Origin of the sequence: Corallococcus sp. 4LFB (assembly GCF_046520365.1) — a bacterium.
Classification (GTDB): domain Bacteria; phylum Myxococcota; class Myxococcia; order Myxococcales; family Myxococcaceae; genus Corallococcus; species Corallococcus caeni.
Genome location: NZ_JBKGHJ010000086.1, coordinates 1 through 21,317, shown reverse-complemented (window position 1 = coordinate 21,317; position 21,317 = coordinate 1). Strand labels below are relative to the sequence as shown.

17 protein-coding genes are annotated in these 21,317 nt (G+C 72.0%); 11 read left to right on the top strand and 6 right to left on the bottom strand.

The genetic code is table 11. The features are described from left to right. Positions 1–263 precede the first annotated feature (263 nt). Complete coding sequence (locus tag ACLEQD_RS12320; RefSeq protein WP_120524240.1) at positions 264–809, bottom strand: peptidase M23; 546 nt, start codon at positions 807–809, stop codon at positions 264–266. Positions 810–1,087: 278 nt separating this feature from the next. Here ACLEQD_RS12320 and ACLEQD_RS12315 point away from each other — a divergent pair, with 278 nt between their 5' ends. After that, positions 1,088–2,608, top strand: a complete 1,521-nt coding sequence (locus ACLEQD_RS12315; protein WP_410383785.1) for a M91 family zinc metallopeptidase — start codon at positions 1,088–1,090, stop codon at positions 2,606–2,608. A 288-nt stretch (positions 2,609–2,896) separates the two neighbouring features. Here ACLEQD_RS12315 and ACLEQD_RS12310 read toward each other — a convergent pair whose 3' ends face one another. Further along, the gene (locus ACLEQD_RS12310; protein WP_410383783.1) at positions 2,897–3,058 is read right to left on the bottom strand and encodes a hypothetical protein; all 162 of its coding nucleotides are present in this window, start codon (positions 3,056–3,058) and stop codon (positions 2,897–2,899) included. A gap of 47 nt (positions 3,059–3,105) precedes the next feature. Here ACLEQD_RS12310 and ACLEQD_RS12305 point away from each other — a divergent pair, with 47 nt between their 5' ends. The 4 genes from ACLEQD_RS12305 to ACLEQD_RS12290 all read left to right on the top strand — a co-directional run bounded on the left by ACLEQD_RS12305 (position 3,106) and on the right by ACLEQD_RS12290 (position 5,425). After that, positions 3,106–3,276, top strand: a complete 171-nt coding sequence (locus ACLEQD_RS12305) for a hypothetical protein (RefSeq protein WP_410383781.1) — start codon at positions 3,106–3,108, stop codon at positions 3,274–3,276. A gap of 121 nt (positions 3,277–3,397) precedes the next feature. Continuing rightward, complete coding sequence (locus tag ACLEQD_RS12300; protein WP_410383780.1) at positions 3,398–4,117, top strand: fused MFS/spermidine synthase; 720 nt, start codon at positions 3,398–3,400, stop codon at positions 4,115–4,117. 109 nt (positions 4,118–4,226) lie between these two features. After that, positions 4,227–5,279, top strand: a complete 1,053-nt coding sequence (locus tag ACLEQD_RS12295) for an NAD(P)H-dependent flavin oxidoreductase (protein WP_410383778.1) — start codon at positions 4,227–4,229, stop codon at positions 5,277–5,279. Between the two features lie 23 nt (positions 5,280–5,302). Beyond that, positions 5,303–5,425, top strand: coding sequence for a hypothetical protein (locus ACLEQD_RS12290; protein ID WP_410383776.1), 123 nt, complete (start codon positions 5,303–5,305; stop codon positions 5,423–5,425). Here the strand turns inward: ACLEQD_RS12290 and ACLEQD_RS12285 are convergent. After that, positions 5,422–7,197: a protein kinase domain-containing protein gene (locus tag ACLEQD_RS12285; RefSeq protein WP_410383774.1), complete on the bottom strand. Its 1,776-nt coding sequence runs from the start codon at positions 7,195–7,197 to the stop codon at positions 5,422–5,424. The genes ACLEQD_RS12290 and ACLEQD_RS12285 overlap by 4 nt on opposite strands. A gap of 251 nt (positions 7,198–7,448) precedes the next feature. Between ACLEQD_RS12285 and ACLEQD_RS12280 the strand changes: the two genes are divergently transcribed. From ACLEQD_RS12280 to ACLEQD_RS12265, 4 genes are all read left to right on the top strand, one after another. Then, complete coding sequence (locus tag ACLEQD_RS12280) at positions 7,449–9,809, top strand: GMC family oxidoreductase N-terminal domain-containing protein (RefSeq protein ID WP_410383772.1); 2,361 nt, start codon at positions 7,449–7,451, stop codon at positions 9,807–9,809. Positions 9,810–9,827: 18 nt separating this feature from the next. Next, on the top strand, positions 9,828–11,369 hold the full coding sequence (locus ACLEQD_RS12275; RefSeq protein ID WP_410383770.1) for an FAD-dependent oxidoreductase: 1,542 nt from the start codon (positions 9,828–9,830) through the stop codon (positions 11,367–11,369). Then, on the top strand, positions 11,359–12,465 hold the full coding sequence (locus ACLEQD_RS12270) for an alpha/beta fold hydrolase (protein WP_410383768.1): 1,107 nt from the start codon (positions 11,359–11,361) through the stop codon (positions 12,463–12,465). The genes ACLEQD_RS12275 and ACLEQD_RS12270 overlap by 11 nt, the downstream gene beginning before the upstream one ends. A gap of 176 nt (positions 12,466–12,641) precedes the next feature. Next, on the top strand, positions 12,642–13,547 hold the full coding sequence (locus ACLEQD_RS12265; RefSeq protein ID WP_410383766.1) for an NADP-dependent oxidoreductase: 906 nt from the start codon (positions 12,642–12,644) through the stop codon (positions 13,545–13,547). A gap of 10 nt (positions 13,548–13,557) precedes the next feature. On the opposite strand, the gene ACLEQD_RS12260 is transcribed toward ACLEQD_RS12265, so the two are convergent. Beyond that, positions 13,558–15,321, bottom strand: coding sequence for an RluA family pseudouridine synthase (locus ACLEQD_RS12260; protein ID WP_410383764.1), 1,764 nt, complete (start codon positions 15,319–15,321; stop codon positions 13,558–13,560). A gap of 304 nt (positions 15,322–15,625) precedes the next feature. Here ACLEQD_RS12260 and ACLEQD_RS12255 point away from each other — a divergent pair, with 304 nt between their 5' ends. Further along, entirely contained in the window at positions 15,626–16,477 is an 852-nt protein-coding gene (locus ACLEQD_RS12255; RefSeq protein WP_410383762.1) for a glycoside hydrolase family 2 TIM barrel-domain containing protein, read from the top strand. A gap of 10 nt (positions 16,478–16,487) precedes the next feature. Here the strand turns inward: ACLEQD_RS12255 and ACLEQD_RS12250 are convergent, their stop codons facing one another. Continuing rightward, the gene (locus ACLEQD_RS12250; RefSeq protein ID WP_410383760.1) at positions 16,488–19,016 is read right to left on the bottom strand and encodes a hypothetical protein; all 2,529 of its coding nucleotides are present in this window, start codon (positions 19,014–19,016) and stop codon (positions 16,488–16,490) included. Positions 19,017–19,154: 138 nt separating this feature from the next. On the opposite strand from ACLEQD_RS12250, the gene ACLEQD_RS12245 reads away from it, so the two are divergent. Beyond that, the gene (locus ACLEQD_RS12245) at positions 19,155–20,303 is read left to right on the top strand and encodes a hypothetical protein (RefSeq protein ID WP_410383758.1); all 1,149 of its coding nucleotides are present in this window, start codon (positions 19,155–19,157) and stop codon (positions 20,301–20,303) included. Here the strand turns inward: ACLEQD_RS12245 and ACLEQD_RS12240 are convergent. Then, a partial coding sequence (locus ACLEQD_RS12240; RefSeq protein ID WP_410383756.1) for an FUSC family protein occupies positions 20,278–21,317 on the bottom strand: 1,040 nt, incomplete at its 5' end. The genes ACLEQD_RS12245 and ACLEQD_RS12240 overlap by 26 nt on opposite strands.

The following is a 21,317-nucleotide window of genomic DNA, read 5'->3' as shown; positions in this document are numbered from 1 at the left end:
CGCCAGGCGCGGAAGGAGTCGCCGCGACGGGCGGCGGAGGACCGGCGTCATCGGGCCCGGCCGCGCCCCGCCACCACACGACGCCCAGCGCGACGAGGAGGACGAGGCCGGCGAGCGCGACCTTGAAGAGGGGACGGGAGGTCATGTCGAAGGGAGGCTCACGCGGAAGGGGAGAAGGGACGGGCGCACGCGCGCCAGCCGCCGGGGACGTGAAGCCGGGCAGGGGACGTGGGGCCCCTGCCCGGCGGGCACGGGCACGCGGACTACAGCGTGGGAACGCCCAGCCGGTTGTTGCAGTAGGCGTTGGTGCCGCACGTGGTGCCGACGCTGGTGTACCAGGCCGACTTGCGCGTGCCGTACTGCCGGTTGTCCGAGTGCGAGTGCGGGCCGGTGGCGCTGCCCGTGCCGCCCACGAGCCCCAGCGCGCAGCGGTCGCACGTCTTCGTGCCGGAGCTGACGTTGGCGTAGAAGTGCAGCTGGCGGAAGTCCCAGCCGTTCGCGCCGGACACCACGTAGTAGTTGCCCGCGCCGCCGTTGCAGGTGGAGCCGTAGCAGGCCGCCGCGCAGCCGCCGTAGTAGTAATAGTAGTAGTTGCCCACCAGCATGCCGCGGTGGTTCCACTCGCCGCAGGAGCTGTTGCCCACGTCGAGCGCCGTGTGGCTGCTCCCGGTGCAGTTGTAATAGGTGGTCGAGTTCACGTAGGCCGCCGTGTCGCAGATGGGGCCGTTCGCCGTGGCCGCCGTTCCCGGACTGGCCCACGCCGCGGCGGCCAGCGCCACCCCGGCGGATAGCAACGTCTTCAGCTTCATGCGGTGCTCCCTCCCGTCAGCCGCCCTCCGTTTCCCCGTGAATGGGGGCAGGGCGGTGAAGCCGTAATACATGAAATTCGTGCTTTCGTCTTGAGGTTTGAGAATTGAGAAGTACAACGATTCCAGGGGCTTCCGTGCCGCGCCGTGTCGTTCTGGCGGGGGCGACGCAACTGGCGGCGAACGTTCACGACAATCTGGAATGTCGGCGTTCGTCCGACCCCTGGCGCCCCGTCGCCAGGACCTCTGGCCGGGTGTCCCCGTCACCTGGGAGAAGCGACATGACCACGATTGGAAAGCCCGGCTCGCGTCCCGTGTCCCCTGTGTCCTCGCAGCCGGCGAAGACGCCCGCGGCGCCCGCGAAGCCCAACGCGGTGAAGGCCGCCGTCTCGCAGCGGATGTCGGACGGCTTCGACGCGGGGCCCCGCACGGGCGCGCGTCCCCAGGTGCTGACGGAGGTGCGCACCACGGAGACGGCGCTGAAGAAGGACAAGGGCGTCGGCGGCTTCCTGGGCGGCCTGGGTTCGTCCATAGGTTCGGCGGTCGGGAAGATCGCCAAGGACGTGCAGAAGGCGCTCGCGCCGCAGGTGAGCACGAACGCGGACGGCCGCACGGTGGTGGACCTGGGCGCGGGCAGCAACACCGCGACGGTGTCGCAGAACAAGGACGGCGGGCTGACCATCAAGTCCGGCAGCGACACGGTGACGCTCACCGCGGAGCAGGCCCGGGGCGCCATCATCAACGGCGGCGCGGGCAATGACTCCATCACCGTGGACGCCAGCGTCACGCAGGACCTCACCCTGGACGGCGGCGAGGGCGACGACAAGCTCGTCGGCGGCAAGGGCAACGACACGCTCGTCGGCGGCGCGGGCAACGACACCGTCATCGGCGGCGAGGGCAGGGACTCGCTGCAGGGCCAGGACGGCGACGACTACCTGGAGGGCGGCGCGGGCAATGACCGCATCCTGGGCGGCGAGGGCCGCGACGTGCTCTACGGCCTGGACGGCAATGACTACGTGTCCGGCGGCAACGGCCGGGACTACATCGACGGTGGCGCGGGCAACGACCGGGCCTACGGCGGCGCGGGCGACGACCAGGTCATCGGCGGGCGCGGCGACGACACGCTGAGCGGTGGCACGGGCAACGACGCGGTGGCGGGCGGCGCGGGCAAGGACACCGTCCGGGGCGGCACGGGCACCGACAAGCTCTACGTCGAGGAGAACGAGACCACCGCCGACGCCGCCGCGGGCGAGCGCGAAATCGTCGACATGACGGGCGCGGATCAGCTTGGCAGCTCGGTGACGGTGTCGGGCAGCGCGGACTTCCAGGCGCGCACGCAGTCGGACCTGGACGCGATGCGCTCGCTGCCCGCGGGCCAGGAGCTGCTGGGCACGCTGGACGCCAGCGGCAAGACGACGGTCATCCGCGAGACGTCCGGCGGCAACAGCGCGGGCGGAACGAACTTCAACGACGGCTTCATGAACGCGGACGGCACGCCGGGCAAGGGCACGGACGCGCAGGTGAACTACAACACCACGCGCATCTCCCTGGGCACCGAGGAGTGGATGAACCGCCCGCCCGTCGTCGGCCTCTTCCACGAGCTGGTGCACGCCTCGGACATGAACAACGGCACGCTGGCGCTGGGCTCCAAGAACGGCACGCGCAACCTGGAGCCCTCCGCGGTGGGCCTGCCCATCGACCTGGACCAGGACCCCTCCACGCCGGACGTGGTGCAGGGCGGCCGTCCTGGCGAGAACGTCCTGCGCGACGACCTGAACCTGCCCACCCGCCCGCGCTACTAGGATGCGGAGGATGAGGAACTTCCACCGCGCGGGTGCCATCATGGCGCTGGCGTTCATCGCCGGCTGTGCGCGGGTGCCGGAGCGGCCCGTGGCTGCCCCGGCGGCCTCAGGAGGACAACGCGTGGCCCAGGCGGACGTGGAGCTGAAGGTGGAGTCGGTGGCGCGCGAGGCGGACACGCTCGCCGTCACCTACGCGGTGCACAACCGGACGGAGAAGGCCGTGCTGCTCCTGGACGGCCTGTGGGATGTGGGCTTCAGCGGCCACCACACGCTGGCGCCCGAGCGGGCCTACGTGGACCTGTCCGGCGGCAAGGTGGTGCTGGCGCGCATGCTGCTGCCGGTGCCGGAGGACCTGCTGGTGGAGTCCCCGGAGGTGCCCGCGGTCACCCGCGTGGAGCCGGGCGCCACGGCGCACCGCCGCGCCGTCGTCCCGCTGCCCCTGCGCACCACGCTGCCGTACCCCCACGGGCCCGGAGCAGACGCGCGAGCTGTCCGCCGTGCGCGAGCTGTTCCTGCGCGTGGGCTACCTGCCGGACGCGGACGCCATCCCGCTCAACCCGGGGAAGGACGCCGAGGGCACGCCCGTCCAGACGCCCCCATACGGGCCGGCGGTGACGGCGCAGCGGGTGCTGGACAGCGGGCCGCTGCCGGTGACGGGCGCGAAGTAGGGAGCCCGAGGCCCTGGCATCGCCGGACGAACACGATGACGGCTCCGGGCCCGTCATCGTCACCGAGGACGCGGACGGACGCCGCTCGCTGCGCTTCGGCGACGGGGGCGCGCGCCAGAGCGTGGTGTGGCCTGGCGAACCCCTGCGGCTGGAGCTGCCGTACACCCGCATGGCGATGGTGGCGCTGGCGTTCGTGCCCCGGCCGGAGAACATCCTCGCCGTCGGGCTGGGCGGCGGCGCCATCCCCATGTTCCTGCGCGCGGTGCTGCCGGACACGCACATCGACGTGGTGGAGCTGGACGCGGCGGTGGTGGACGCCGCGAAGGCCCACTGCGGCTTCCAGGAGGACGCGCTCCTACGCGCGCACGTGGCGGACGGGCGGGCCTTCATCGAAGCGGACGGGCCGCCCTACGACCTCATCATCCTGGACGCGTACGGGGCGGACCAGATTCCCGGGCACCTGTGCACGCGCGAGTTCCTGGGCGCCGTGCGCGCGCGGCTGACGCGGGGCGGCGCGGTGGTGGGCAACATCTGGGAGTCCGCGGCGAACCCGCACTTCGACGCGATGGTGCGCACCTACCAGGTGAGCTTCCACGGCCTGTCCCTCTTCGAGGTCCCCACCAGCACCAACCGCATCCTGGTGGGGCTGGAAGGTCCCTCGCGGCTGACGCGCGAGGCGCTGGTGGAGCGGGCGCGAGGGGTGGAGCGGGCGCGGGGCTTGCCGTTCCGGCTGAGCACCCTGGTGGCGCAGCGCTACCGGCCCCTGACACGGCGGCTGGCCCGGGGGCGGGTATTGACGGACGCGGGGCTGGGGCCCGGCGGCCTCATCCCGGAGGAGTGAGGCCGCTCTGCTGGCCAGTGAGCACGGCCCCGCCCGGCCGCGGCTGAATCGGGGGGCGGCGCTGCTAATCTTGAAGGCTCGGTACGAGAGCATCCTTTCGGGAGACGCGATGAACGGCGCGAACGACGGACGACCCGGCCAGCCCCCTGGTTCCTCCGAGGACGAGGCGCCGCAGGCGGACGGCGAAGCCGAAGCCGCGGGCCTGGAGGCCCGTCCGAAGCCGAAGCCCATCTACGTGCTGGAGGGCAACACGCTGAAGACGCGCCTGACGCGCGACGTGGGCATCCACTATCCCTTCGTCGGAGCGGGCATGGCGTTCGTCTCCCTGCCGGCGCTGGTGGTGGCGGTGTCGGAAGCGGGCGGCCTGGGAATGTTGGGCACGGCGCCGGAGCCGCCGGCGGTGCTGGAGGCGCGGCTGAAGGCCATCCAGGCGGGCACGCAGCGCCCCTACGGCGTGGACTTCATCGTGGACAAGTTGGAGTCGCAAGGCTTCACGACGCGCGACCACGTGGACACCTGCATCGCGGCGAAGGTGCCGGTGGTGGTGTTCCACTGGACGATGCCGCCGCGCGAGTGGATTCAAGCGCTGCAGGCCGCGGGGACGCGGGTCTGGGTGCAGGCGGGCACGGAGGACCTGGCGAGGCAGGCGTTGGACGCCGGGGTGGAGGGGCTCATCGCGCAGGGGCGGCAGGCGGGCGGGCGCAACCTGGGCAGCACGCCGACGCTGGCGTTGGTGAAGGCGTTCCGGAAGCTGACGGACGCGGTGCCGGTGCTGGCGGCGGGAGGCATCGCGGACGGGTTCAGCGCGGCGCGAGCGCTGCACCACGGCGCGGACGGCGTCTGGGTGGGCACGCGGCTGGTGGCATCGGTGGAGGCGTACGCGCACCCGCTCTACAAGCAGCGGCTGGTGGACGGGGACGTGGGCGACACGGCGATGACGACGTTGTTCGGGCCGGAGTGGCCGGGCAAGCGCATGCGGGTGATCCGCAACCGCGTGGTGCGCGAGTGGGCGGGGCGCGAGTCGAGCGCGCCGCCGACGTCGGAGTCAGAGGCCATCGGGACGACGCGGCTGTTCCCCGGCGTGCTGGACGTGCAGTACGTGATGCCGAAGTTCAGCTCGTTCTTGCCCACGCCGGACACGCAGGCGACCTGGAGGAGATGAGCCTCCCGGCCGGAGGCGCGAGCATGTCGCGTATCGACACCGTGCAGCCCGCGGGACAGATTGTGGTGGAGATGATGGAGCGCGCGCGGCGATTGCTGGAGTCCCCGGAGGGGCTGGACGAAGCGGACGAGGACGACCGGGGTTAGGGCGTGGGGAAGCGGGTCCTCAGCTGCTCCTGCCACGAGTCCAGCGCCTGGTTCACCGTCATGCGCTCGGTGGCGGTCTGGGCCTTCGCGGCTTCGGTGTAGATGCCCACGAGCTTCCGCGTCAGGTCCGGCGCGACGTCCTGGTTCCGCGTGCGCGTGCGCAGCTCCACCACCAGCTTGTCCAGGCGCTGGGCCAGCCGCTGCTCGGAGGCATTGCCCTGGGGCAGGGTGGGGAGGCTGGGAATCACGAGGGCCGGAACCCGGGGCGGCTCCGGAGGGGCAACGATGACGGCGACGGGGGCCGGGGGCGCGTCGTGCAGGGCGATGCGCTGGGCCAGCTCCTGCTCGATGTCATCCAGCGCGACGTGGATGCGCACGCGCTCGGAGTCCGTCGCCTCCGCGGCGGCCCGGTACTGCTGGACCAACCTGCCGCGCAGCACTCCCTCCGCGTCCACGTCCTTCTCCCGTGCCAGCAGTTGCGTGAACAGCCCTGACAGCCGCTGCTCCATCTTCTTCTCGGAGGCAGTCCCCGCCGGCAACGGTGGCAACCTCGTGGACCTCGCAGGCGTCACGGTCTCCGCTTCCGCGGGCGTTTCCTCTCCGCTGTCCTCGGGCACTTCCCCGACAGGGGCCTGCGTCACCACGACCGGCGGCGGCTCCACCGGAGGCGTGGGCCTCGCGTCCACCCGCACCTGCTCGGAAGGTCGCGCCGGCGCCTGCTCCGCCTCCTGCGCCTGCGCTCCCCACCAGTACCCCACCCCCAGCAGCGCCACCCCGGCGACCGCCGCCACCGCGACGGACCTTCCGCTCCGACGCCCCGGCGGCGCGATGGCCGTGGGCACCTCGGGTGCGGTCCGCGACTCCACGCTCACGGACGGCCCCGGCGGCCGCGCCAGCCCCTGGAGCATCCGTCGCACGGCCGCCGCGGACTCAGGGCGCTTCGCGGGCTCCTTCTCCATCAACTGGAACACCAGCGCATCGAGCTCCGGCGGAATCCCCTCCACCCGCGAGGACAGCCGGGGAGGGGCCTGCTCCACGTGCGCGAACATCACCTGCACGTTGTCACCCTGGAACGGCCGGGTGCCCGTGAGCATGTGGAACGCCATCACCCCCAGCGCATACAGGTCCGCGGCCGGGCCCACCTCACCGCCGCGGATCTGCTCCGGGGCCATGAAGTCCGGCGTCCCCAGCGTGGAGCCGTCCGCCCGCGCCAGCGCGTCCTGCGACTGCATCACCTTGGCGATGCCGAAATCCACCAGCTTGATCAGGGGCGCCGCGTCCGGCTGCTCCATCAGGAACACGTTCGCGGGCTTCAGGTCCCGGTGCACCACCCCCGCCCGGTGCGCGGCCCCCAGCGCGGCCACGACCTGCTCCAGCACCCAGGCCGCCGTCCCCACGTCCAGCCGGCTGCGCTCGCGCAGCAGCGCCTCCAGCGATTGGCCCTGGAGCAGCTCCATCACCACGTACGGCCGGCCGTCCTGCAGCGTCCCGAAGTTGAAGATGTCCAGGATGCCCGGGTGCCGGATGGCGTTCACCGACCGCGCCTCCACCAGCAGCCGCTGCTCCTGCTCCGGGGACACCCGCTCCGCGCGCATCACCTTGATGGCCGCGTGCTTGCCAATCAGCGGGTGCTCCGCCCGGTAGATGATCCCCATCCCGCCCGAGCCCACCCGCTCCCGGATGACGAACTCCCCCAGCCGCGCCCCCACCAGCGGATCCGCCGCCGGAGCCGTCGCCTCTGAAATCCGCTCGTGCTCCAGGGCCGGTCGCATGGGCCCGATGCTACCGGGCCAGGTCCATGACGTCCCGCGTCCAAACACACCGGTTGCCCGCCCGTCCGCTGATGGATCCGCGCTCTTCAAGGAATGCGGTTCTCCAGAGGGGCAAATGTGGATCCACGGAGAGGGGAGGGCCTCAAGGAAACGGGGGGGACCCGTTGTAGAGTCAGGTCCGTCCTTTCCTGGACGTTCCCGGGTCGCGCTTCTGCATCCCTGCTCCCCAGGGATCGCACCCGAGGGGGAACATGGCACCGGCATACGACGCCCTGGTCATCGGCACCGGGTTTGGCGGCGCGGTGGCGGCCTGTCGGCTCGCGCAGGCGGGCCTGACCGTGCGCGTGCTCGAACGCGGGCTGCGCTACCCGAAGGGCAGCTTCCCTCGCGACTTCGAGGACCCCCGCAACGGCTGGCTGTGGCAGCACCGGCAGGGCCTCTTCGACATCAAGCTCCTCAAGGGGATGAGCGTCGTGCAGGCCGCGGGGTACGGCGGCGGGTCGCTCATCTACGCCAACGTGCACCTGCGCCCGCCCGCGGAGGTGTTCGCGTCCGGGTGGCCGGAGGGCTACAGCCGGGAGGCGTTGGATCCGTACTACGATCTGGTCGCGCACATGCTGGACGTGCAGCCCATCACGGCCTCCGCGCGCGGCCTGCCGCCCAAGACGAAGCGGATGCAGGAGGTGGCGAAGAAGCTGGGCCGCGAGGCGCAGTTCTTCCACCCGAACCTCGCCGTGCGCTTCACCCCCGCGGGCGAGCCGCTGCCCAACAAGTTCGGCGTGCTCCAGGAGGGCTGCAACTACTGCGGCGAGTGCGACATCGGCTGCAACCGCCGCGCGAAGAACACCCTGGACTTGAACTACCTGGCCGTCGCGGAGCAGCGGGGCGCGGAGGTCACGACGCAGGCGGAGGTGACGCGCATCGAGCCGCTGTCGCCTGGCTACCGCGTCACCTTCACCGACCACGCCAGCGCCGGCATGCAGCGCACCGTGGACGCGCGCCGCGTCTTCCTGTGCGCGGGCGCGGTGAACACCACCGAGCTGCTGCTGCGCAACCGCGACGTGCTCGGCACGCTGCCGGACCTGAGCGCGCGGCTGGGCTCGCGCTACTCCGCCAACGGGGACTTCCTCGCCTTCGCCTTCGACACGAAGGAGCCGTGGGACCCCGCGGTGGGCCCCACCATCACCACCGGCCTGGTGGTGGAGGAGGGGCAGGGCAAGGACAAGACCTGGTTCCTCTTCCAGGAGGGCGGGCACCCGGTGCAGGCGGCGGGGCTGATGCTCGCCATGGATCCGGACCGCGCGATGACGCTCCCGGCGGACCTGCTCCAGCGCGAGCTGGTGAAGGTGCTGCGCACGCGCTCCAAGGAGATGGCCTCCATCGAGAACGAGCGGGGCCGCTTCCAGGCCGTGTTCCTGGCCATGGGCCGGGACAAGTCCAATGGCCGGCTGTCGCTGTCGCCCATCACCCGCGAGCTCCAGGTGCAGTGGGACGTGCCCGCGAACCTGCCGCTGTACCGCACGCAGGAACAGCTCTGCGAGGACGTGGCCCGCGCGCTGGGCACGCGCGCCGCGTACAACCCGCTCTGGGAGCGGCTGCACCTGCCGGTGTCCGTGCACAACCTGGGTGGCTGCGCGATGGCGGAGGAGCCCGCGTACGGAGTCCTCACGCCTGACGGCGAGGTGCACGGCTACCCCGGCCTGTACGTGATGGACGGCGCGGCGCTGCCGGTGGGCATCGGCGTCAACCCGTCCTCCAGCATCGCCGCCGTGGCCGAGCGCAACATGGAGCAGGTCATCCGCCAGGTGAAGGACGCGCCGGGCTGGGTGGCGCCGGAGCGCGCGCCCGTGAAGTCCGCGCCCGCGTACCCGCCTCGCGCCAGCATGCGGATGATGCCGGAGGTGGAGACGGTGGCCTCGCCGGTGGTGCCGGGGACGGATCCGCTGGGCGACGTGGTGATTCCGCCCGGGGGCACGGTGGCGTCTCCCACGCCGGTGGTGGGCCTGCGCTTCACGGAGCGGATGAAGGGCTTCCTCCAGCCGGGGCACCCGGCCCCGGACGACTTCGACGGGGCGGCGCGGGCGGGCCAGCGCGCGGGGCAGACGGCGGACTTCGTCGTCACCATCACGCTGCCCAACCTGGACCGCTTCCTCGCGCAGGAGTCGCACGGCGGCATCGTGCAGGGCACGCTCAACGTGCGCGGCTTCACGCCGCCCGGGGGCGCGCCGGTGGAGAACGGCGTCTTCAACCTCTTCGTGGGCACGGAGCGCTTCTACGAGCGGCGCATGCTGTACCTCCTGCCCTTCACCGGCGTGGACGGCCAGCCGTACCTCCTGGATGGCTACAAGGAGGTCAACGACGACGCGGGCTTCGACGTGTGGAGCGACACGTCCACGCTCTACACCGTGCTGCGCAAGGGCCACGAGCGCTCCGGCCCCGTCGTCGCCAGCGGCATCATCCGCCTGCACCTGCCGGACTTCCTCCAGCAGCTCACCACGTTCTCCGTGCTGGGCACGTCGTCGCCGCTGAAGCAGGCGGACGCGATGCGCCGCTTCGGCGGCATGTTCATGGGCACGCTGTGGGACGTCTTCGCCCGCGCGAAGTTCGACTAGGGGGGACACACCGTGGGCATGGCGAAGCGGTACGACGTGGTGGTGGTGGGCTCCGGCTTCGGCGGCTCCATCACCGCGTTGCGGCTGTCGCAGGCGGGCAAGTCCGTGGCGGTGCTGGAGCGGGGCCGCCGGTATGCCCCGGGCCAGTTCCCCCGGGACGTCACGCGCGCGGACGAGCTGCTCTGGCACCACCCGGTCCGTCCGGAGGCGCGGGGGCTCTACGACGTGCGCTTCCTGTCCGGCATCGGCACGGTGACGGCGAGCGGCGTGGGCGGCGGGTCGCTCATCTACGCCAACGTGCACGTGCGGCCGGACCCCATCGTCTTCGACCACCCGCGCTGGCCCCGGGGCTTCTCCCGCGAGGCGTTGGACCCCTACTACGACAAGGTCGCGCGCGAGCTGGACGTGAAGCCGTTCCCCGCGTCCATCCCGCTGAAGAAGCGCGACCTGTTCCAGCAGGCCGCCCAGCGCATGGGCCGCCAGACGTTCGACCCGGACGAGGCCGTCTCCTGGACGGAGCCCTCCGCCCCGGGCCGCAAGGCGTGCCAGCGCTGCGCGGAGTGCGAGTTCGGCTGCCAGCACGGCGCGAAGAACACCCTGGACCTCACCTACCTGGCGCGCGCGGAGAGGCTGGGCGCCACGGTGTGGCCGGGCCTGTCCGTGTCCCACGTGCAGCGCGTGGCGGGCGGCTACCGCGTGCACTTCCAGGACCTGGCCACCGGGGAGAAGACGTCCGTGGAGGGCAGCCGCGTGGTGCTGTCCGCCGGGGCGCTGGGCACGGTGGAGATATTGCTGCGCAGCCGCGACCGGGCCCGCACGCTGCCGCTGGTGAGCGACTGGCTGGGCAAGGGCTACTCCGGCAACGGCGACTTCCTGGGCTCGCTGCACGGCAGCCGCGAGGAGATAACTCCCTGGGCGGGCCCGGACGTGGCCACGGTGATGCGCTTCTTCGACGCCGCGCCGCGCTTCACCATGGTGACGGCCACGTTCAACCAGCCGGCGACGGCGGTGCTCGCGGGGATGGGACAGCCCCGGCTGGGGCTGCTGGGCGGCGTGGGGTCCCCGCTGTGGACGAAGCTGTGGCCGCTGATGCACGGCGCGTTCGCGAAGGGGCTGTTCAACAAGCCGCTGGGCGCCGGCGTGGACCCCTCGCGCACGAGCAACCTGTTCGCCATTGGCCAGGACAACGCCAACGGGCACATGGTGCTCAAGGGCGACCGGCTGGACATCGAGTGGGACTACGCGAACGAGAACGTGGCCCTGGTGAACCGGATGACGGACGCGATGCGTGAGCTGGCGTCGCAGTACGGCGGCACGTTCGCGCCGCTCGTCACCTGGGAGCTGTTCCGCCGGCCGTTCACGGTGCACTCGCTGGGCGGGGCGCACCTGGCGGAGTCGCCGGCCCGGGGCGTGGTGTCGAAGGAGGGCGAAGTGTTCAACTACCCCGGACTGTACGTGGCGGATGGCTCCGTCATCCCCACGTCCATCGGTTTCCATCCGGTGATGACCATCAGCGCGGTGGCCGAGCGCATCGCGGAGGCGGTGGCCCATGGCTTTTGATTACCGAAGCGGCGCGGCGGTGTCGCGGACGCTGTCGCAGGACGTGACCCTCCAGGGCCTGCCCGTCCCGGAGCGGTACGACTTCCTCGCGGGCGACGGCGTGCCCCTCCGGCTCACCCGCTACGTGGGGGGCACGAAGGGGCCGGTGCTGCTGGTGCACGGCGCGGGCGTGTGGAGCGGCATGTTCATGCTGCCCACGCTGAAGGAGAACTTCGTCCAGCACCTGGTGCGCCACGGCTACGACACGTGGCTGCTGGACTGGCGCGCCAGCGTGCAGCTGCCCCTGCGCCAGTTCACGCTGGACGACGCGGCGGATCACGACATGCCGGCGGCGGTGCGGCGCGTGCGTGAAATCACGGGCGCGGAGTCGGTGCAGGCGGTGGTGCACTGCGCGGGGTCCGCGGCGTTCTTCATGTCCATGGCCGCGGGGCACCTGTCGGACGTGCGCACCGTGGTGGCGTCGCAGGTGGCGCTGCACCACCACACGCCGGCCGCCACGCGCTTCAAGGCGCTCTTGCGCGTGCCGGAGTTGCTGGACGCGGGGCTGGACTCGCTCACGCCGGATGAGGCGTCCCGCACGCCGCTGTTCCAGGCCGCGTTCACGAAGGTGGCGGGCCTCCTGCGGATGGAGTGCGACAGCCCGGTGTGCCACCGGCTGTCCTTCATGTACGGGCGGCTGTACCGGCACGCGCGGCTCAACGCGGAGACGCACGCGCGGCTGGAGGAGCAGTTCGGCCGCTGCAACCTGCTGACGTTCCGCCACCTGGGGCAGCTGGCGCGCGGCGGTCACGCGGTGAAGTTCGACTACGGCCGCGCGGGCAACCTGCTGCGCTACGGACAGGCGCGTCCGCCGGACTACCTGGACCCGCGGCCCTTCCAGCGGCCCATCACGTTCGTCTCCAGCGAGCAGAACCGCACGTACCTGCCGTCCTCCACGGAGCGCACCTTCCAGTGGCTGCGCGAGGCGAACGGCGCGCGCTGGTACCAGCGCCGCATGCTGCCCGGCTACGGCCACCTGGACACGTTCATGGGCAGCACCGCCGCCGAGGACACCTACCCGGTGCTGCGCGAGGCGCTGGAGTTCCAGCCCCGCTGACGGCGACCGCGTATTCCCTCCCGCTCAAGCGCGGGGCTGCCTGCTTCCACGCCGGCATGCATTGGGGAGCAGGAGGCGGGGCGACCGCACGGCGACGATGGCGCCCCCTCCGTGGGTGCTTACCGTTGGGCCGACGTTGGAGTTGTCTTCCCTCGCTCGCCTGTGTGGAGGCCCGGATGAAAGCGGTCGTGCTGAAAGGCTATGGGGACGTGGACGTGCTCGCGGTGCAGGACATGCCCGAGCCGAAGGTGGGGCCGGGCGAGGTGAAGGTCCGCGTCACCGCCGCGAGCATCAACCCGGTGGACTGGAAGATCCGCCGGGGGGACATGAAGGGGCGGATGGACCTGAAGTTCCCCGCCATCCTCGGCCGCGACGTGGCCGGCGAGGTCGTCGAGGTGGGCACGGGCGTGGAGGCCTTCGAGCCGGGCGACCGCGTGATGGGGCTGGTGAACGCCGGCTACGCGGAGACGGTGGTCGCGCCCACGGAGGCCTGGGCGAAGGTGCCCGAAGGCCTGGACCTGAAGGACGCCGCCGCGCTGCCGCTGGTGACGCTGACAGGCACGCAGCTCATCGAGGAGCACGTGCAGCCCTCGCAGGGGGACACGGTGCTCGTCACGGGCGCGCTGGGCGCGGTGGGGCGCTCGGCCGTCTTCGCGGCGCGGGCGCGGGGCGCGCGCATCTGGGCGGGCGTGCGGAAGACGCAGGTGGACGAGGCCCGGAAGCTGGGCGTGGAGGGCGTCGTCGCGCTGGATGATCCGAAGGACGTCGCGAGGCTGCCCACGCTGGACTCGGTGGCGGACACGGTGGGCGGCGAGGCCGTGGCGGCGGTGCTCGGCAAGGTGAAGCACGGCGGGACCGTGGGCACCGTGGTGGGGGAGCCGAAGGGCGCGAAGGAGAAGGGGCTCGTCGTGCGCAGCTTCATGGCCCATCCGGATGCGCACCGGCTCTCGCAGCTCGCCGAGAGCGCCGCGAAGGGCGACCTGGTCATCCCCATCAGCCGGACCTTCAAGCTGGACGACGCGCGCGAGGCCCAGAAGGTCGCGGAGCAGAGCGGCGTGGGCAAGGTGCTGCTCGTCAACTGACGCGGGCGCTTCAGAACGGGGCGGCGCGGGTGAAGGACACGCGCTGCCCCGTCGCCGGGTGCGTGAAGGACAGCGTCTCGGCGTGCAGGTGCAGCCGCAGGCCCGCGTGCCCGTACAGCGGATCTCCCACGATGGGCGAGCCCAGGCCCAGGGGATGGGCCGCGTGGACGCGGAGTTGATGGGTGCGGCCGGTGCGCGGATGGAAGGCCACGCGCGTGTGGCCCGCTTCGCGGCGGAGGACCTCCCAGTCGGTGACCGCGGGCTTGCCGTGCACGGGGTCGACGATCTGGCGGGGACGGTCGTCCAGGTCGACGCGGAGGGGCAGGGTGATGGTGCCCGCGTCTGCCTGGACCGGGCCGTCGATGAGCGCCACGTAGCGCTTGGCCACGTCGCGATGGAGGAACTGGCGCTGAAGCGACGCGTGCGTGCGGCTGTCGAGCGCCGCGACGAGCAGCCCGGAGGTGTCCAGGTCCAGCCGGTGCGCGAGCAGGGGGCCCGTGGCGTGGGGGTAGCGCGCGCACAGGCGGGTGAGCACGGAGTCCAGGAGTGAGGCGTCGCGGCCCGGCACGGACAGCAGGCCGCAAGGCTTGTCGATGACGACGAGCCACGCGTCCTCGAAGACGATGGAGAGCTCCGGCGTGGGCGCGGGCGGCGGGACGAAGACGCGCGGCGCGGAGACCTCCAGGCCCTCCAGCATGAACGGGAGCAGGGGACCGCACTTGTCGCGGCACGCCGGATAGAACGCGCCCTGGATGCGGCCGCCCGACGCGGGCGGCGTGCCCCACCAGAACTCCGCGAGCGCCACGGGCTGGAGACCGTGCGCGAAGGCATGGGCGAGCAGCTTCGCGCCCGCGCAGTCACCCGCGCCGGAAGGGGGCTCCGCGCCGCCGTAGAGCGAGCGCAAGGGGCGGGTCTCTCCGCGTGCGTTGGTGATGGCGTAGGTGTCGTGGAACTGCTTCATGAAGCCGCGCGAGACGATGCGCCGCAGCCGGTCCAGGGCGCGCACGCGACGCTCGGCCTTCGCGCGGGCAGGGGCGAGCTGGCGCCGTGCTTCCTCTTGTGCCGCGTCCCACCGGCGCTTCTCCGCCTTGTCGCCCCGGCTCTCCTGGTCGAGCGCGTGCAGTGTCTGGGCGCGCTCGGTCTCCGTGAGCGCCTCGGGGAGAGGGGCCTCCGAGCGGGCGGGTGAGGGCGGGACTTGCGTCGAGTGAGGCTCGTCGTCCGGCGGTTCCGTGCGTGAGGGCATGGCCAGGATGGCGGCCCGGCGTTCGTGACGTTGGCGGCGCCGGGCGTCGTGGCGCAGGCGCATGGCTTCGCGCTCCATGGCCTCGCGTGACTGACGGGCGTCATCGTCCTCGCGCAGGCGGCGCAGTTCCTCGGATGCGCTCCAGGCGTCGGCGCGGGCGAGTAGGGCCTTCACCGTGGCATCGGCCACCGGCTCCACGCGAGCACGTGACTCACGGTCGAACACGGGGGGAACGAAGCCCGGCACATCCCAGCGTCCCGCGAGCATCGCGGAGAAGGCTCGCAGCACGCCGAAGGTTCCGTCCGGCTGCCGCACCACGAGCACGCCGAACATCTTCCCGCCGTCTGGACCCTGGAGGATGTCGCTGGCCAAGCCGGGGGCGATGAAGCCCTCGCGAAGCGTGGCCTGCAGCGACTCCGCGGCCCGGCGCGCGAGGGCGTGCGGACCCAGGGCGTCGAAGGGGCTCGGGAACGAACCGGGCACTTCGTCCGCACGGGGCGCCGGTTCGAGGAGGGTGACAAGCGGGTCCACGCCTTCGGGGTAGCACGAAACCCCGGGGCCAGGGGACGCGCGCCTGCGGAGAGGCCGGCTGGCTGGCGCGGAAGAGGGCAACAGCGCGGTCCATGCACCGCTGCACGTCATCCAGCTCCATGTCGCGCGACAGGCTCCAACGCCTTCCAGTCCTGTCCGACAGTCGGACAGGTTCGTGCGAGGCGCCGCTGACAGGGCGCCCCGTCTGGGTTTTCACCGTCGCCCAGGACCTGTTGTCCGACAACTGGGATTGAACCGGCAGCCGGCCCGAACGGACGCAAGGCGCTCTACACTCACTGTTCCCATGGCCACTGCCCGCCCCTTCGCCGCCGGCGTCCTGCTGTTGACCGCGCTCCTGTTCCCCGCGTGGAACGTGGAGGCTCGCACCGCCATCGTGAAGGCAGGGGAGGGGTGGAAGCTGGAGGTGGACGGCCAGCCCTATGTCGCCAAGGGCGTGACGTTCAGTGGTACGGGTGGGGCCGCGAACTTCGACAGGGATTGCGCACAACTGCGCGCCCTGGGCGTCAACACGCTGCGCACCTGGGGCGCCGGCGAGGAGACTCCCGCGCTGCTCGATGCCGCGCACAAGCATGGCCTGCATGTCCTCGTGGGGCTGTGGCTGCGGCCGGGCCGTGCGGGCATGGAGAACGATGACGCCTTTGACTACGTGCGCGACGCCAAGGGCCGTGAGGCGCAGCTCCAGGCCACGCTCGCGCAGGTGCGCCGCTTCAAGGACCACCCCGCGGTGCTCGCGTGGGGACTGGGCAACGAGGTCATCCTCAATTCACCGGATGAGCCGTCGAAGGTCGCCTACGCGCGCTTCCTGGAGAAGGTCGTCCGCGCGGTGAAGAAGGCGGACCCCGGGCACCCCGTGCTGTCCGTGGATGCGTGGACGCTGGGCGTGCCGCTCTGGGAGAAGTACGGCGTCACCTCCGCCACGCCGCTGGACGTGTCCTTCGCCTACAACTTCCGGGGCGCGGCGACCCGCACGGAGCGCGACCGCGTGACAGTGCTGGAGTCCCGGAAGGGGGCCACCCCTGGCACGTGGCGCGTGCGTCTGCCTTCCGTGACGGGTGCCATCAAGCTGTATGGCCTGGCGAAGGACGATGCGGGGAACCTGGTCGCCGCCACGACGTCCGTGGCGGCCTCGCCCTGAGCCCATGCGCTCAGGGCTTGGACGGCGGGTCCTCCGGGAACTGCCGCCGCCAGCCGGGCGCGAGGTTGGCATTGGCCTTCAGCGCGGCGTCCCGGTTCGCGCGGGCCTGGGCCGAGCCCGGGTCCTTCGTGCGCAGGAGCGCCGCGCGCAGCAGCAGGGCTTCAGGCCAGTTCGGACGCTCCACGAGCAACGCGTCCGCCAGCGCGAGTCCCCGTGACAGGAGCGGCTCCGGATCCTGCTTCGCGGCCTTTCGCGCCGCAGCCCACTCACGGAACAGGTGCCCTGCCTCCAAGCGGGCCTCCTGACTCGATGGCTCTGCCTTGAGGGCCTCCGTGTAGTGCTTCTCCGCATCGCTGAATTCCGTCTCGGCCTTCTCGGGATTCGTGCGGGCCGAATGGCGGGCCCTCAGGCCGAAGCGCGCGCCGTGGGCGCGATGAAGCAGGACGCGGTCCATGCGGAACTGGTCCAGCCCGCCGAAGTCTGTCATTGCCCGCTTGAGCGCGGGCTCGGGGTCCAGCCCCTGCTCCAGCAGATGGTGCGCCAGGCTGAGGGACGCCTTCAGCCGGCCCTCGGCCCGCAGCTCCTTCCAGGGCTCCATGACGGGGAACACCTGGCTGTAGAACGCGTCCGCCCGGTCCGCCTCCTCGGTGGGATCCGCCCCCCTCCGCCAGGCGTATTCCGCCCGCGCCGCGTGGACCGCCGCCTGCCCGAACCTGCCCAGCTCCAGCGTGGGCTCCAGCGTCGCCGCCTCGGCCTGTGCCGCCTCCGCCTGATCGAGCAGGGCGCTGGGGTCCCCGCCGCGCTCCCAGGTCTCCTTCGCCTGCTCCAGCAGGATGAGCCCCAGCTCGTAATGGAGAGACGCATCCCGTGCCGCGTCGATGAGGCCGTTGCGGATGAGGCGCGTGGCCTCTTCGAACCTCCGTGGGGCCATCTCGCCGCGGGCCCGCTGCCGCAGGGCCTGCGCCACGAGGATGCGCGCGCCCAGGCGCCACACCTCGGGTGCCTTCTTGAAGCCGCCCCGCATGCACTTTCCGAAAGCCTCTTGCGCCCGCTTCAGGTCCGCGTCGCCATCCGTCGCCGTGGGATCCGAACCCCGGACCAGGAGGAGCTCTCCCAGCCGGACCCAGTACGCGGGCACGCGCGCCTCGATCGCGAGCACGCTCCGCCAGGCTTCAATGGCTTGCTCCCGGTGCAGCCAGCCGTTGGTCCCTACCTTCCAGCTCCCCACCTGGCGGTCGCCGTCCGTCCAGCTCTGGAGGAGCCGGGCGCGCAGGAGGTGGAAGCCGAGATCCCGCGCGGAGGGAGGAAGGGTCTCCAGCCGCTCCAGGGCCGCCCCGAGCGTGTAGATGTCCACGGAGCCCCTCTTCAGGACCTCCTCTGCCTCCTGCACCATCACCCGGCTCCATTCCATGGGGCCACAGGGGCTCGCTGGATCCAGCGCCAGGGTGTGTTGCGCGGCCTCGATGGCCTTGCTGCGCAGGGCCAGCAGGTCCACATAGGTATTCGGGCGCTCCGCGAGCCAGGCGAGGAAGCGCGCCTTCTCGCAGGCGAACCCGGCGTGACCGGCATCCACCCGGGCGGCCATGTCCAGCGCCGCGAGGCTCTGCTTCGCCGGGCCCGGCTCCTCGTCGTCCTCGTCGTCATGGGACAGGCGCAGCGGCCCGCCGAAGGCGGATTGCGTGAGGTTCATCGCGGCCTGGGTAAAGCGAGCCTGTGCCAGGTGGGCGGGCGCGAAGCTCTCCGCCGTGGTCCTGGCGCCCTGGAGGGCCTGGAGCCCCGCCGTCAGGTCCGCGCCCGCCTCGGCCTTCCTGCCCTCCTTCCCGCGCTCGGCGGCGCGCAGCAGGAACACGTCCGCGCGAAGCAGCCGCGCCTCCACGAACCAGGGATGCTTCGTGCCTACGACCTCCAGGAGCGCGAGCGCCGCGTCCAGGCGGCCCTCGTGCAGCGCGACGAGCGCCGCGCCATACTTCGCCGACGGAAACCCCGCCCCCGCCGCCTGCCGCAGCAGCGTGAGCACCGGCTCCCGGTAGCGCTGCTCCGCGTCCTGCTCGCGCGCCTTCCGTTCGTCCGCGTCGGGAGCGGCGAGCGCCTCCAGCCGCATCACGCGGTAGCGCTCGCTCAGGATCTGCGCCCGCACCCACGCCACACGGGGCACGCGGAAGCCCGCGTTCCAGGCGGCCTCCAGATGCGCGAGGGCTTCCGCCTCGCGACCGAGGGCCCGCTCCCCGCACCCGAGCGCGTAGTGTCCGGGCCCCTCAGCCTCGGCGCCTCCGAGCGCCATCTCCGTCGACAGGGTCTCCATCCAGCCGCGCAGCTCCGCCTGCTCGCGCGCACGTCCGTGCAGGCGGGCCATGCCCATCGCGCGGGCCCGGGCCTCGATGCGCTCCGCGGCGCTGGTGAAGTGCGCGGCCCAGGCGGTGTCCCGCCGGGATTGCCTGTCCGCCGTGCAGGCCGATGCCGCAATGAGTAGCAGCACCTGCAAGGCCCGCACGGCGCTCGTGGGCCCTCCAGAAGTCGCGTTGCTCGGGGTGTCTTTCAAAGGGGGCGACTCCTTGTGCGTTCCGTGGCGCGTGCGCCCGGAGCGTGTGCCTATCCAGGATACAAAGCCTTGCGCCGTCATGGAGGGCTCTCCGCGTCCATTCCAGACAGAGCGGCTGCATTGCTAGAGTCCGGCGCCATGCGTTGGCCTCTGCTCCTTCTTTCCCTGCTGGTGGTCCCTACCGGCTGTGCCCACCGGCTGCGCCCGTCCGACCTGCCGCCACCCACGGCGAGCCATGGGCACCTGACGTTGGCCATGGATGCCTTCCTGCAGGACCCGGCCTCCTACGAGAAGCGGGTCGTTCGGAGCCCGCTCCTCGCCGGTGGCATCTCCTCGCGGACTCCCGTGGATGCACCGATCCTGGAACTGGAGGCCGGACAGGCTCCCGGGGTCTTCAACGAAGCCGTCCAGACCCTGGCGGGAAAGCCCACCGAGGCCCAGGTCGTTCAGGCCTTTGGCGACCTCCATGCGGCGTGCGACGCGGACCATGAGCAGGCGTGCCAGTTCCTGAAGGAGCAGAGCCTCCCGCCGGCCAGGATCCAAGGTCGGGTGACCCACCCCAAGGAGAGAAGCCGGTCCTTCCGGAGCGAGTACGCCGTGGTCATCATGCAATGCCGAATTGACGTCGATGGGCACGTGCGGGACTGCGAGGTCATCGAGGACGGCTCCGGGCAACCCTCCCAACACCTCATCGCGCAGCTGGATGAAAGCCGTTACCGGCCCTGGACCCTGGCGGGACACGCCGTGACCACCTCGTATGGCTTTACCTTCAACCTCCGTTATGGAGGCCCCGCCGAGGATGAGCTTTCGCTGGAGCAGAAGCTGGGCTGGGCGCGGCTGCGGGTGGCCCATTTCCCGCAGAGCGGCGGAGCCTGGGCCAACCTCGCGATGCAGCTCGCCGTCCACACGCCGGAGGATCCGGACTACCCGAAGGTGCTCGCACAGGCCCATGCCCTGGCGCCCAGATTCCAGTGGACGGCGACGGAGATGGCCTGGCACCGCGTGCAGGCCGGGCAATACGCCGCGGCCCTGATGGCGCTGCGCCCGGTGCTCCGCCGCTCCGTGATGGGGGAGCACCCCAACCCCTACGTGCTGGAGACCGCCGCCGCCGCGCACTTCGGGCTGAACCAATGCACGGAGGCGCTGGCCGAACAGCAGAAGGCCGTGGGACTGCTGCCCGCGGAGTGGCTCGCGCCAGAACGCGAGCGCTTCCAGCGGAAGCTCCAGGATTACCAGACCGCCTGCGCCACGTCCCCGGCCGTCAGCGCAGCGACGGGTCCTCGCTGATCCGCGCCACCGCGCCGTGCAGGATGCCCAGCTGCCGGGGCACGCGCTCCAGCAGCGCTCCCAGCACCGGATCATCGCTCGTGCGCGGCAGCGCCAGGGCCGGCAGGGGCGGGGGCTCGCGCCGCTCCTGCAACGCGCGGGCGAGCAGCTCCAGGCTGTCGCTGGCCCGCTGCGCCAGCTGCTGCGGCAGCACCGACGTCGTCCTCCCTTCGAACCGCCCCGTGCCCAGCGCCGTCACCGCCAGCGCGAACCTCCGCGCGTAGGTGAGCAGCGCCATGCCCGGCTCCAGGTGCCAGGGCGGACCCCGGTACTCCGTCATCAACCGCTGGAAGGAGGACTCCGCCTCCAGCAGCGCCTGGTCCAGGTGGCGGCGCTCCTCGTTCACCGCCGGCTCCGTGCCGCTGCGGTGCGTGGCCAGCTGTTGCAGGTACTTCCCGTCCGCGCGCAGGGCGGAGGCCGCCGCGTCCGGGAAGCGGCGGCGCTCCGGGCTGGGCCACAAGGTCCAGGAGCCCACCAGCGCCAGCGCCCCCGCGATGAGCACGCCCAGCGAGCGCTGCGACGCCACCGTCCAGTCCCCGGAGCTGAGCGTGGCCATCAGGAGGTAGTCCGGCGTGAGCAGGACCTGGAACGCGCCGAAGTTCAGCGGCAGCAGCGCCACGGAGATGGCCGTCAGCACGCTGATGACGCCCACCATCAGCGGCGGCGTGTGCACCGTGGTCGCGATGAGCGCCGCCAGGCTCGCGCCCACCAGCGTCCCCAGCGTGCGCTGGAGCACGCGCTCCTCCGTGCTGCCCGCGTAGGGCTGGAGGATGGAGATGACCACGAGGCTCACCCAGTGCGCGTCACCCACCTGCAACGCCCGCGTCAGCCCCAGCGCCGCCGTGGCCACCATCCCCGTGCGCAGCGCGTGCCGCAGCACCACCGAGTCCCGGTGCAGGTGGTCCCGGAGCGGCTGCCACGGGGAGCGCCCCGGCGCTGGCTTCGCGCCGCCCACCGTCCCCCTGCCACGCGCCG